The sequence below is a fragment of the Granulicella pectinivorans genome (assembly GCF_900114625.1).
Lineage (GTDB): Bacteria > Acidobacteriota > Terriglobia > Terriglobales > Acidobacteriaceae > Edaphobacter > Edaphobacter pectinivorans.
Window position 1 is genome coordinate 3,955,696 of sequence record NZ_FOZL01000001.1, and the last position, 13,182, is coordinate 3,968,877.

Genomic DNA, 13,182 nt, shown 5'->3' on the forward strand with positions numbered 1-13,182 from the left:
CAGCCCACACCCGCAACCAGCCACGTACCCAGATTCCCAGGAGCGAATCCATGCACCCTCACGTCCGCACCCTGATCCTCCTCCCCCTCCTCGCCCTCGCCCGCACACTCCACTCCCAGAGTGCTCCCCAGGTCCTCCACACTCAGCTCACCACCCAATCCGCCGCCAACGGCCTCACCCCGCACCTCGAATCCGTCAAACGCAGCGGCCACCCCACCTGGATCGGCTACTCCGTCGCCCTCATCCCCGGCCTCCAGCTCGACTCCAACAACGCCGGCACCCTCGACCTCAACAACGACGGCAACTCCTATCGACGCAACAACGACGATCCCATCGTCACGCCCACCCAGGCCATCCTCCTCATCCACGTCGAGCAGGGCGTAGCCACCCGCATCCGTCTCGTCGATCCCACACGCATCCTCGACGCCGGCGACCAGCCCTTTCTCTGGCTCACCAACGTCAGCCCCACCGACAGCATCCAGCTCCTTTCCTCCCTCGCGAAGACCGAAAGCAGCGAACGCAGAGACCGCATCCGCTCCTCCGCCCTCTTCGCCATCGCCGCCCACAACGTACCCCAGGCAACCGTTGCCCTCATCGCCCTCGCCGAGCCCTCCAACCCCATCGACCTCCGCGACAAGGCCGCCTTCTGGCTCGCCAACCAGCGCGGCACCGAAGGCTTTGCCGCCCTCCGCAAGTACGCGCGCAACGACCCCGACGAAGCCTTCCGCAAGAAACTCACCTTCGACCTCACCCTGGTCAAGGAGCCCGCCGCCCTCGACGAACTCATCCGCATGGCACACGACGACGCCTCCCCCGAAGTCCGCAAGCAGGCCCAGTTCTGGATGGCCAACAAGGGCGGCAAGAAGGTAGGCGCCGATCTCGGCAACATCGCCGTCAACGACCCCAACGCCGAGGTCCGCAAGTCGGCCGTCTTCGCCATCAGCCGTCTGCCCGACGGCGAGTCCACCGCTCGCCTCGTCGAATTGGCCAGCAACAGCAAAGACCCCGCCGTCCGCAAACAGGCCGTCTTCTGGCTCGGTCAGTCCAGGGATCCCCACGCCCTCGACTACCTCACACGTTTGATCAAGCAGTAGATCGCATGGTCAAAGTACTGCCTTTTCGGAAAGGGCGCGGCCAAAAGCCGCGCCCTCTTTTTCTTCTTAACCAAGAAAAAACATCGACGTTCCGCAACCCACATTTTCCATACATTTGGCCACAGTATCCATACATTTCTCCATCGTGTACGGTCCCGAAAACTACAGGTAAATACCGAAGAAACGGGCAAGAAAACCGGCAAAACAACCAAAAATCACCATAAATCCCCACAAATGCCTATTTCAGACGCACACCTCAAAAAACAGAGCAAAGAGGTCCGACCACTCCGCCAAAGAAAACGTTCTCCCGCTCGATCCTTTATCATCTCCCTGCCAGCAAAAAAGCCTCGCCGCAGGTACGCTACAGCGGGCGACGCAGGGGAACGATGAACCGCAGGGACTTTCTCAAGAACTCGACCACACTCGCCGCAGCCACGTCCATCGCCACCACCGCCGTCGCGCAGGCCGCGCCCCGCACCACCAAGGGAGGGCGCACCATCCTGCCCATCAATCGCGGCTGGCGCTATAACCCGAAGAATCCAAAGGGCGGCACCGCCCTCGCCTTCGACGACGCCCACTTCGACAAGGTCGTCATCCCGCACACCAACGTCATGCTTCCCTGGCACAGCTTCGACGAGGCCACCTACACCTTCGTCTCGCTCTACCGCCGCGAGCTCCGCATTCCCGCCTCCGCCGCCGGAAAGCGCGTCTTTGTCGACTTTGAAGGCGTCATGACCGCCTCGACCGTCTACCTCAACGGCAAGAAGCTCGGCGAGTACCGTGGCGGCTTCACCCCCTTCTCTTTCGAGCTCACCGACCACATCAACCACGCCGGCCGCAACGTCCTCGCCGTCGAGGTCGACTCCACCGAACGCGCCGACATCCCGCCCTTCGGCAACGAGATCGACTACCTCACCTTCGGCGGCATCTACCGCGAGGTCAACCTCCGCGTCGTCGCCGATACCTTCCTCGAAAACATCCACGCCCGCCCCATCCACGTCCTCACCGATGCCCCCAAGGTCGAGGTCGAATGCTTCCTCGACCGCGGCCCGAAGTCCAAACCCGGTGCCCTGAGCCTCTACGCCGAATTGCGTAAGGGTGCCACCGTCATCGCCGCCGCCACTCACACCATCGAAGCCCCCACCGTTACCCCGCACCACCCGCAGGACGCCGACCAGGCCGCCGGTGCCCTCCCGCCCGTCACGCCCTACCCCAACTCCTACACCCTGACGCTCGAAAAGCTTGGAAAGATCGATCTCTGGGACCTCGACCATCCCAACCTCTATACCGTCCACGTCCAGCTCTCCGAGAACGGCGCCCCCATCGACGAGGAGACCCGCACCATCGGCTTCCGCGAGGCCATGTTCACCGACGGAGGCTTCTCGCTCAATGGCAAGATCATCAAACTACGCGGTTTAGACCGCCACCAGACCTTCCCCTGGGTCGGTCAGGCCATGCCCGCCCGCGTCCAGCGCCAGGACGCCATCATCCTCCGCCGCGACCTCCGCACCAACATCGTCCGCACCTCGCACTATCCGCAGTCCCGCCACTTCCTCGACGCCTGCGATGAGCTCGGACTGCTTGTTCTCGAAGAGATTCCCGGCTGGCAGCACATCGGCGACAAGGCGTGGCAGGACGTCGCCGTCGACAACGTCCGGCGCATGGTCCGCCGCGACTGGAACCACCCCTCCATCGTCCTCTGGGGCGTGCGCATCAACGAGTCCCGCGACAACCACGACTTCTACGTCCGCACCAACGCCACCGCTCACGCCCTCGATACATCCCGCCAGACCGGCGGCATCCGCTACTTCCAGGAGTCCGAGTTCCTCGAAGACGTCTTCACCATGAACGACTTCGGCTTCCCCCTGAAGCCACCGATCCACGGCAAATACCTCAACACCGAGTTCGTGGGCCACACCTTCCCCACCAAGACCTTCGACGACCTCGAGCGTCTCCGCGAACACACCATCCGCCACATCCGCGTCCACAACCAGCTCTGGTCCGACCCCCAGTACGCCGGCGGCATCGGCTGGTGCGCCTTCGACTACAACACCCACGGCAACTTCGGATCCGGAGATCGCATTTGTTATCATGGAGTTATGGACATGTGGCGGACACCCAAGCCGGCCGCCGGGTTCTACAAGTCCATGTGCGACCCATCCGAAGAGGTTGTCATCGAACCCGCCTTCTACTGGTCGCGCGGCGATGAGTCCACCCTCTTTGGGGACGCCCTCATCAGCTCCAACTGCGACCATCTCAAGATCTACATCGACTATGGCAAGGGCTTCCAGCTCGTCGGCGAAGTCGATCCCGACCGCGCGAAGTGGGACCACCTGCCCTACCCGCCGTTCAACATCAACCTCGGCAAAGCCGTGAGCGACCACTGGGGCGACCTCCGGATCGACGGCTACCTCAAAGGCAAGCTGGCGCTCTCGAAGAAGTACTCCGGCAAGGGCATCGATCAGGCCTTCGTCGTCCTGCCCGACGACACCACCCTCGTCGCCGACGGTGCCGACTCCACCCGCGTCGTCCTCCGCTGCACCGACGAGTTCGGCGCACCCCGCCAGTTCGCCACCGAGGCCATCCAGTTCACGCTCGAAGGTCCGGCCCAGATCGTCGGCGACAACCCGTTCTCCCTCGTAGCTGGAACCGGAGCCATCTGGATCCGCGCCGGCGAGGCCCCCGGCAAGGTGACCCTCCACGCCAAACACCCGCACCTCGGCACACAATCCGTGGTCTTCACCCTGACCCCATCCGTCCCCGAACTCGCCTAAAGTCACCAAGAGGTAGGACCAAATCCCCGAACCCCCAGGAGCGCTGGTCCTACCTCTCAGTCTTGTGTACCCCGTCCCGATGCCCCTTTGTAGCAACATGACGTAAACATGGTTCTACAAACAACTTAGCGGTTGCCCCAGGCAAAAAACCCAATGTTTCTCCACACTGTTTTTGATCGCCAAAAGCACCAAAAATCATGGAAAAATGCATGGAAAACGTGGCCATCGGGACGACCATCATGAGCGATCTTCGGTCTACCATACCAATCGTACTTCGATGAGGGAACAAGGAGTGCCTCTCGATCCAATAGGAGATGAGATCGCTATGTGCCAGCCACAGGAGCCACCGGCGAAACCCCAGGGCGATCTCCCTCCTTCAAGAGGAGCGCCACCGCAAGCGCGCCTAACCAGGCACCACCGGCGCAAAAGAGCATCACCAGCCGGAAACCGGCCAGAAACGAAGTATCCAGCATCCCCTCCGCCTTCACCCTCTGCTCCGCCGGCAGACTCGCTGGAATCGGCGTGTCGTGCAGGCGCCCCTGGCTTGCCAGCATCGTCTTCTGCACGTCGCCGGGCAGATCCGACTGATGCAACTGCCGCGCCAGCGCCGCCCCGAAACCATGTGCCAGCACAATCGAGAGGAGCGAGACGGCCAGCAGTCCGGCAAGCCGCGAGATCGCGTTATTCACCGCCGAGGCCACGCCTGCCTCCGACTCGGAGACCGAAGACATGACGGCGCTGGTGAGCGGCGCAACCGAAAGCGTCAAGCCCGCGCCGAGCAGGAGCACCCCGGGCAGCACACCCGTCACGTAGGTCTCATTCCGGTCGAACACGGCGAACGCCACATATCCTGCCCCGGCAAGCCCCGCACCGGCACATAGCAACAATCGCTCGCCTACCTTGGCGACCATCCCCCCCGCCCACGTGGAGAACAGGAACATCAGGGCGATCAGAGGAAGAAAGACCGCGCCCGCCATCGCCGGCTTGTAGTGTCTTACCTGGATCAGATAAAACGGCGTTACATACAGCGATCCGTAGAGTGCCCCGTAGAGAAGAAAAGTAAGCAGGTTCGGGGCCAGAAACCGTGGGATCCGGAACAGTCCGAGAGGCATCATCGCGCCCACGCGACCCGCCTGCGACCATAGGAATCCAGCGAGCAGCGCGCCGCCTACCCCGAGCAAAGACAGCACGCGCGCATCGTCCCACCCGAACTCCGGCGCAAACGAAAGCGCGTAGATGACCGCTGCGAAGCCCACAGTGGCCAGCGTCGCCCCCAGCCGGTCCAGCGGGACAGGCTTCCCATCCTTGCCGTTGGCCTTGCTCTCCGGGATCCTGCGTGTCATCACCAGAACCGTGAGGGCAATCGGCAGATTCAGCACAAAGATCAAACGCCATGACCACGCTTGTACCAGCCACCCACCCACCACCGGGCCCAGGGCCGCAAAGACGCTGGTCCATGCCGACCAGGTGCCAATCGCCTTCGCCCTGCGTTTCTCCGGATACGATACCGAAAGGATCGAAAGCCCCTGAGGAATCAGCATCGCCGCGCCGATTCCCTGCACCGCCCGCGCTGCCACCAGCAGCCCAAGTGTGCTCGCCGCCGCGCAACCGGCGGACGCGATGGCAAAGAGCGCGACGCCCCAGAAAAAGATTCGCCGCCGGCCATACCGATCACCCAGCGTCCCGCCCAGTAGAAGCAGAGCTGCACTGAAGAGCGTATAGCTTTGTACGACCCACTGAATCGCGCTCGACGTCGCCCCAAAGTCCGTCTGGAGCGTCGGCATCGCGACGTTGACGATCGAGCCGTCCATGAAGGCCAGCCCGGATCCAAGGATCGTGGCCACCATGACCCACTTCAGGTTCTCTTCGGAGCAGCCGGTATTGTCTTCTCCGGGCTCATAGGCCGAGCGGGGGGGCAGAACCTGCGATCGATATCCAAATGTTGCGGGCACAACTCTATGGATGCGTCCAGGCGCTCGAACGCACCGCTCCGCCGAAACCTTTTCCTAAACGGGGTCCGACTTCTTCGGCGTCCACTTCTTCCGTTCAACAATTGGAGGCTCAACGGTAGGAACATCAACAACCGCAGGGGCAACCTGCGTACCCTCCACCTTCTTCGGCTGCCATTTCTTGCGCTCCGGGACCGCTTCGGGAACAGGAGCGGCCTCCACAACCGGTGTGGGAGATGCTGCCTTCGGTGCCCACTTCTTTCTCTCGGCGACCGGAGCGGCAATCACCTCGGGCGAGGCCTGCTCCGGCACAATCAGCGGCTCATGCGGAATCACCGCGACGACAGGTGTTTGCAGAGACGGAGCTACAGCGACCGGAGCCGTCTCCGGCGCACTGACTACGGCAGGCGAAGCGGCCATCCCCTTGGCGCGCAGAACCCCTTCAAGAAGAATCTCCGCCACGTCTTTGATCGTCACATCGTCGGTCGCCCCCTTCAACGGAGTACTTCCGAGCATGCTCTTGCAGAACGGGCAACCCACAGCGAGCACCTTCTCATGTTCCGCGGAGGCGAGCGCCCCCTGTGCCTCGCGGAATCGGTTATCCGAGATGCGCTCGTTGCCCTCTTCCTCTTCCTTCCAGAACTGCGCCCCACCCGCTCCACAGCAGAACGAGTTCTCCTTTGACCGCGGCAACTCCACAACGTCATTCGACAGGATATGTAACAAATTCCGTGGCGCATCGTAGACACCGTTGTGGCGACCCAGATAACAGGGGTCGTGGTAGGTCACGGTCTCGGTCGAAGGCGTGGGCGCAAGCCTTCCCGCCGACACCAGTCCCTCCAGATACTCAGTATGGTGGACGACCGTATAGTCTCCGCCGATCTGCGCGTACTCCTTGCCGATTGCATTCATGCAGTGCGGACAACTCGCCACGATCAGCTTCGGTTTGACCTCGTTCAGTGTCGTGACGTTTTCCTCCGCGAGCTGCCGGTAGAGGACCTCATTGCCCGCCCTGCGCGCCGAGTCGCCAGTGCAGCACTCGCGCTTGCCCAGCACCGCAAAATCCACGCCCGCTTGGTCCAACAACTGCACGAACGCGCGCGCCGTCTTCTGCGCGGAAGGGTCGTAACTCGCCGCGCAACCGACCCAATAGAGGACGTCCGGCGTAGGTTTCTCGTCGGTCGTCGGGACGCGCAGGCCTTCGGCCCAATCGAGCCGCTTCGCCTTGTTGATGCCCCATGGATTCTGCGCGCGCTCCATGCCGCGGAAGGCGGTCTGCAACTGCTGCGGGAACTCACCTTCGATCATCACCTGCTGCCGGCGCACATCGAGGATGTCGAACATCTGCTCATCGCCCACGGGGCAGACCTCGACGCAGGCCCCGCAGGTTGTACAGGCCCAGGCGGCCTCGGCGGAAAGCGCGAACTGCAGCAAGGGGCGGGGACTCGGGGCACCCAGTTCAAACGCCGAGCCGAGGGTGTTCAACTCCATGCGCTTGTTGATCTCGAGCGCCGCCGGACTCAGCGACTTGCCCGTCGAACTGGCCGGGCACACATCCTGGCAGCGGTTGCACTGGATACACGCATACGCATCGAGCATCCGGGGCCAGCTCAGGTCCTCGAGCATCTTCGCCCCGACGCCCAGGTCTCCTTCGACCTCGAGATTGAGTTCCACCGGAGGCATGACGCCCGACGTCGCCTTCCGCGCCACCGTGTACTTGAGCGGCGCCATGAAGATGTGTACGTGCTTCGTGTAGGGGAAGTAGGCCAGAAACGCGAGGACACTGCCCAGGGCTCCCCAGAAGCCAAATACCCGCAGTGCCTCAGCATACTGCGCCGGCACCCAATCCGAAAGCAGGGACGCAAACGGCTGAAAGCTGTCTCTGCCGTCGATCGCGACCTTCGCGGCTGCACCGATCGCTCTGCTGCCCACATGGAAGAGGATGAAAGCGGAGACGATCAGCGAATCGCGAGAGATGCGCCCCAGCTTCACGTTCTCATGCAGCATCGTTCGAGCGTTGAAACGGAAGTCTCTGCGGCTGGGGAGCAGGAAACGCCGGACGACCAACGCGATGACGCCAAGCAAGACGAGGAAGCTGAAGACATCCGCCAGAAATAAGTAACTGGAAGAGAGCATATTCTCCGGCTTGATCTCTAACGGAAGAAATCCCTCCAATGCATCGACGCCGTTCACCAGCACGTAGAAGACGAATCCATAGAAGATGAACGAGTGAAACAGTCCCACGACGGGGCGCTTCTTGAAGGTGCGGCTCTGCGTGAGGGTCGTCACCAGCGCTGCACCGATGCGCGCGGGCAGACCGTCGAAGCGCAACTCCGTATCCGCTCGTCCGCGCGCAATCCGGCGGTACAGGCGATAGAAGCCCCAGACCCCAAGCGAGCCCGTCACCGCCGCGAACACCAGAAACGCGATCCTGCTGGACAGCGGAAGCATACGCAACCCTTCTTGTTGCTATTTCTTTAAGGCATCCAGCATCGCCGGAACCACAACGCTCACGTCGCCCACGATCCCGTAGTCCGCCACCTTGAAGATCGGTGCGTCCGCATCCTTGTTGATTGCCACGATCACCTTACTTTTGTTCATGCCGGAGAGATGCTGCACGGCACCGGAGATCCCGACCGCGATGTAGACCTTGGGCTGCACGGTCTTGCCGGTCTGGCCGACCTGCTCGGCGTAAGGCCTCCAGCCCGCATCGACGATGGCGCGGGTCGCTCCGATGGCAGCGCCCAAGGTATCCGCGAGCGGGACGACCGTCGCGTCGAAGCCTGCGGCACTGCCCACACCGCGCCCGCCCGAGACGACGATATCGGCTTCCGCAAGCGAGACGCGATCCAACTTCTCCGTCGTCTTGCCGGTTACCTTCAGTCTGGAGGTGGGCAGCGAGAGATCTACATCAAACTGCTCCGAGGCAGCAGGGAGTGGCGAGGCGGGAGCGAAGGCTCCAGGCTTCACCGTCACGACCACAATTTTAGCCGAGGTCTCGATCGTCTCCGTCACCCGTGCCAAATAGGTGTATCGCGATGCAGTGAGGACTCCACCCTCATCCTTCAGGGAGATCACATCTTCGAGCAGGGGCGCATCCAGCTTGACCGCAACCCGAGGGCTGTACTCACGACCGCTTCGGCTCCCGCCGATCAACACCGCATCTGCCTCGCCTTCGCGAGCAATCTGCGCGACCGCCGCCGACCAGGTCTCCGCACCGTACTGCGCCAGAGCCGGCAGATCTCCGACCAGTACCGTGTCCACGTACTTCGCGGCCTCGGCCGCCACCGCTGCCACGCCGCTTCCCAGCACCAGAGCTGTCACGTCGCCGCCGCGCCCCATCTGCCGGGCCGCCGCGACCATCTCCAGCGTGCTTTTGGAAAGCCTGCCGCCACTCATCTCCGCCACAATCAGAATCATGCGATCACCCGTGCTTCGTTGCGCAGCAATCCAACCAACTCCGCCGCTGCCGCTTGCGGATCTTTCTTCCCGTCGAGGATCTTTCCAAGACGGGCCTTCACCTGGATCTCCGCGCCCTTCACCGTCACCGACGGCGTTACGCCGAAGCGCTCCAGCGCATCCTTCCGCATCTCTTTCTTCTTGGCCTTCATGATGCCCGGCAGCGTGGGATAGCGGGGCTCATTCAATCCCTGCTGCGTGGTCACGACCGCCGGAAGGTCCACCTCGAAGGTCTCGCTTCCCTCATCGACGTCGTGCTTTCCCGTAAGCGTTGTGCCGGCGAGCGACAACGCACTGGTCCACGTCGCCTGCGGCCAGCCGAGCCTCTCGGCCACGGCTGCACCCAGTGCATGACTGTCCCAGTCCGCCTGCTGGCCTCCGGAGAGGACCAGATCCACGTTTTCTTTCGTGGCGATCGCCGCGACCACCTTGCTCAGCGCCATCGCGTCGAGTATCACATCGGTCTCGACATGGATCGCCCGGTCGGCTCCCATCGCCAGCGCGGTCCGCAGCGCGTCCTGCAGGCGCGCAGGCCCCACAGCGAGAGCCACCACCTCAGCCTCCGCTCCGCCTTCACGCAGACGCAGCGCCTCTTCGACGCCGTACTCGTCCATCGTATCCATCACCAGCTTGCTTGAGCCCAGCGCTACAGCAGCCGCCTCGACGCGTACGCTCTCTTCCGCGTCGAGCACCTGCCGGATCAATGTCAGAATTCGCACGATACACTCCCGTCCCGTCCGCTCAAACTATGCCACACGCGACAGGAAGGAGCATACTGAATGATCATTCAGTTCGTCAACGAACCGATCTAGAGCCGTCCGCTACGGGGCAGATCCCGATCCGACCGGTAGGGCATGCTGATGATCAGAGCGGTCGCGGGTGTGTCGCTCGCGCAGCGGAAGCTCCGGGGCGTCTCCGCATCGAGAAATGCGACATCGTCGGCCTCCAGATGCTCCTTGCGACTCCCGAAATCCACCGCCAACTGGCCCGAAATCATATAGATCATCTCGTGTCCCTGATACATCTTCGGCTCGAAGGGAGGGACATCGCTGTTGGGGAAGAACTCAGCCATGCAGGGCCCAAGGCTGCGGTCCGGCACCAGAATGCCGAAGCTCTCCGCAACGTGCGACGGATTGGCCGGTCGCGGCTGCGGGAGCCGGACCCGGTCTTTCTTCCTCTGGATCCTGAAAAAACTCTGTTTCTCCGGTTGAAAGAAAAACGACAGATCCTTACCGAATACCAGCGCCAGGCGAGCAAGATTTCGCAGCGTCGGCACCACACGTCCCGTCTCCAACTGCGACAGGAAGCTGGCCGAAAGCCCGGTCAACTGCCCCAGCTCCACCAGCCCCATCGAGCGCTTCAATCGCAATTGCTTGATCCGTGCGCCAATATGCCCTTCGGCAATAATCAGCTCCACAGCATCCGGATCTACACCATCAAGTTCGACCAAGGGCAATCTCCTCATCAGCTTGGATGCACACTTGGGGCCCAGAGGGTGCGTTCCAGCATTAGGCTATCGTCTCAGCCGGCAAAACGTCGAGAAAAGTAATGGTTACGTTCCCGATCTGATGTAACTCCGCGCAAACCGGAAGGGTTTATTTCAACGGCACCGTCGCTTTCAATCCGGCGTCGTCCGAGGCACCGCCTACATGCACGCCATACTCGCCCGGCGTCAATTGCCAGCGGTTGCCCGCCACATCCCACACCGAGATGTAGCGCCGGTCGAGCGGCAGCGTCACCGTCTTGGTCTCTCCCGGGGCCAGCCTGACCAGCGCCCAGCCCGCAAGACGTTGAAATGGCTCGCCCGCCGCAGCCGGCAGACGCACATACATCTGCGCCACCTCAGCCCCGGCCATGGAACCTGTATTCGTCACCTCGAACTGCACGCCGGTGGCACTCACCTTCAGCCCGGAGTACCGGTAGTTCGTGTAGGAGAGCCCGTGCCCAAAGGCGAACAGCGGCACGTGACCGCTCACCTCGTACCACCTGTACCCAACCGCCAGCCCTTCCTTGTAGCTCATGTCGAAGACGTTCTTCACGTCGCCGTTCGCATCGCGCTTCTGCATTCCCGGGATGACCGGCATCGGCAGGTCCGCTTCACTCTTGGGGAACGTGATCGAAAGCTTGCCGGACGGATTGACCGCACCAAAGAGCAGATCCGCAATCGCCTCTCCACCGCCGATGCCGGGGAACCAGGCCTCCATCACGCCCCGCACGCTGCCCACCCAGGGCATCGAGACCGGCCCGCCCGTCTCCAGCACCACCACCGTATGCGGATTCGCCGCCGCGACGCTCGCGATCAGCTCATCCTGCGCGTCCGGCAGAGCGAGCGTGGCCGCATCGTGGCCCTCCGACATGGGCTGCGTCGCGAAGACGATCGCCACATCCGCGCCCGTCGCCATGCGCGCTGCCTCGGCCTTATCCGTTCCCGAAACGAAGACCACCTCCGCCCCGGGAGCCAGCCTCTGGATCGCCTTCATCGGCGAGGAAGGAAAGTACACCGTCTTCTGCCAGCCGCGGCTCGCCTCGTGCGTCACGGCATCGCCACCCGGAGCGTCCACCTGCGCCGACCCGCCACCCGACAGAACTCCAACATCCGCATGGCCGCCGATCAGCACAATCTTCTGGATTCCGGTGTGCAACGGCAGCATGCCTGCATCGTTCTTCAACAGCACAATGCTCTCTTCTGCGATATGCCGGGCATCTTCGCGGCCCTGGAAGGGGTCGACGACCCTGCGCACGAACGGATCGTCCACCACGCCCGCCGCAAACATGCTGCGCAGAATCCGGTGGCACATATCGTCCAGGCGGGCCATGGGAACCTTGCCATCCTCAACCGCCTTCCGCAGATCCTTGCCGAAGTAGTCCTCCCCCGGCATCTCCATGTCGAGCCCGGCGTTGGCGGCCTTCACGTTGGAGTGCGTCGCCTCCCAATCCGAGACCACGAAGCCCTTGAAGCCCCACTCCTTCTTCAGCACCTCGTTCAACAGATAGTCGCTCTCGCAGGCATGATCACCATTCACCAGGTTGTAGGAGCACATCACACCCGCCGGCTGCGCCTTCTTGATCGCAATCTCAAACGCCAGCAGATCCGTCTCGCGCATAGTTCGTTTGTCCATCAGCACGTCAACCGTGGTCCGCCCGGTCTCCTGGTCGTTCAGGGCGTAGTGCTTGATGTCTCCCATGACATGCTGCGACTGCACCCCGATGGCCAGTTGCCCGACCATGTTGCCCGCCAGCACCGGATCCTCGCCGGCATACTCGAAGTTGCGTCCATTCCTCGGCTCGCGCGTCAGGTCCATGCCGCCGCCGATGGACATATTCGTCCCCCACGCTCGCAGCTCTCTCCCAATGACCTTTCCGTAGAGGTCCGCCGCGTCCAGATCCCAGCTACTGGCCAGACCAAGGACCGACGGCAACAGCGTCGCGTAGCGCGCATCGTATGCCGCCTGCCTGATCCCAACCGCGGAGTCCGCCTGATCGATCTTCGGAATCCCCAGCCGCGCGATCCCGGGCACAAAGCCTGCGCCATGATTCGAATCGGCCGGCACCGGATCGCCCGGGCGCAGCACACCCCACCCGATGCCATGCACCATCCGAATCTTCTCGTCGAAGGTCATCGCCTTCACCACCAGATCCGCTCGCCGATCCGCCGAGAGGGTCTTGTCCTTCCAGGGAAGATTCGCTCCCTGCGCCACGGCGCCCTGCACCCCGATCGCAACGCAGGCCACCACGGCCAGAACCCACCCAGACGAACGAATATATCTCATAAGCCTCCAGAAACTCTCTCTCGATAGAGCAACAGTCTAACCATATGAAACGATTTTGGTAAGGAAAACCGATGCCGTGCCCTGAATCGAATCAAACGATTGTCCACGGAGAAGTTTCCCGGGCAAAACCCTCCCT

The 13,182-nt window shown here is 62.6% G+C and carries 8 protein-coding genes; 2 read left to right on the forward strand and 6 right to left on the reverse strand.

The annotated features are described in order from the left end of the window. Positions 1-50: 50 nt before the first annotated feature. Positions 51-1,094 carry a HEAT repeat domain-containing protein gene (locus tag BM400_RS22845; RefSeq protein ID WP_089840560.1) on the forward strand — a complete coding sequence of 348 codons (1,044 nt, stop codon included), beginning with the start codon at positions 51-53 and terminating at the stop codon, positions 1,092-1,094. A gap of 386 nt (positions 1,095-1,480) precedes the next feature. Then, positions 1,481-3,868 carry a glycoside hydrolase family 2 protein gene (locus BM400_RS15915; RefSeq protein ID WP_089840562.1) on the forward strand — a complete coding sequence of 796 codons (2,388 nt, stop codon included), beginning with the start codon at positions 1,481-1,483 and terminating at the stop codon, positions 3,866-3,868. A gap of 323 nt (positions 3,869-4,191) precedes the next feature. Here the strand turns inward: BM400_RS15915 and BM400_RS15920 are convergent, their stop codons facing one another. The 6 genes from BM400_RS15920 to BM400_RS15945 all read right to left on the reverse strand — a co-directional run bounded on the left by BM400_RS15920 (position 4,192) and on the right by BM400_RS15945 (position 13,046). Further along, positions 4,192-5,820: an MFS transporter gene (locus BM400_RS15920; RefSeq protein ID WP_089840564.1), complete on the reverse strand. Its 1,629-nt coding sequence runs from the start codon at positions 5,818-5,820 to the stop codon at positions 4,192-4,194. A gap of 54 nt (positions 5,821-5,874) precedes the next feature. Further along, a complete protein-coding gene (locus BM400_RS15925) occupies positions 5,875-8,268 on the reverse strand; it encodes a (Fe-S)-binding protein (protein ID WP_089840567.1) in 2,394 nt (797 codons plus the stop codon). Positions 8,269-8,286: 18 nt separating this feature from the next. Further along, the gene (locus BM400_RS15930) at positions 8,287-9,237 is read right to left on the reverse strand and encodes an electron transfer flavoprotein subunit alpha/FixB family protein (RefSeq protein WP_089840569.1); all 951 of its coding nucleotides are present in this window, start codon (positions 9,235-9,237) and stop codon (positions 8,287-8,289) included. Then, entirely contained in the window at positions 9,234-9,995 is a 762-nt protein-coding gene (locus BM400_RS15935) for an electron transfer flavoprotein subunit beta/FixA family protein (RefSeq protein ID WP_089840571.1), read from the reverse strand. The genes BM400_RS15930 and BM400_RS15935 overlap by 4 nt, the downstream gene beginning before the upstream one ends. A gap of 89 nt (positions 9,996-10,084) precedes the next feature. Next, a complete protein-coding gene (locus tag BM400_RS15940; RefSeq protein WP_245781905.1) occupies positions 10,085-10,726 on the reverse strand; it encodes a helix-turn-helix domain-containing protein in 642 nt (213 codons plus the stop codon). Between the two features lie 145 nt (positions 10,727-10,871). Then, the gene (locus BM400_RS15945) at positions 10,872-13,046 is read right to left on the reverse strand and encodes a beta-glucosidase (protein WP_089840575.1); all 2,175 of its coding nucleotides are present in this window, start codon (positions 13,044-13,046) and stop codon (positions 10,872-10,874) included. Positions 13,047-13,182: the final 136 nt, after the last annotated feature.

Coding starts and splice junctions, on each gene's coding strand:
- BM400_RS22845 (WP_089840560.1), top strand. CDS start 51: ATGCACCCTCACGTCCGCACCCTGATCCTCCTCCCCCTCCTCGCCCTC.
- BM400_RS15915 (WP_089840562.1), top strand. CDS start 1,481: ATGAACCGCAGGGACTTTCTCAAGAACTCGACCACACTCGCCGCAGCC.
- BM400_RS15925 (WP_089840567.1), bottom strand. CDS start 8,268: ATGCTTCCGCTGTCCAGCAGGATCGCGTTTCTGGTGTTCGCGGCGGTG.
- BM400_RS15930 (WP_089840569.1), bottom strand. CDS start 9,237: ATGATTCTGATTGTGGCGGAGATGAGTGGCGGCAGGCTTTCCAAAAGC.
- BM400_RS15945 (WP_089840575.1), bottom strand. CDS start 13,046: ATGAGATATATTCGTTCGTCTGGGTGGGTTCTGGCCGTGGTGGCCTGC.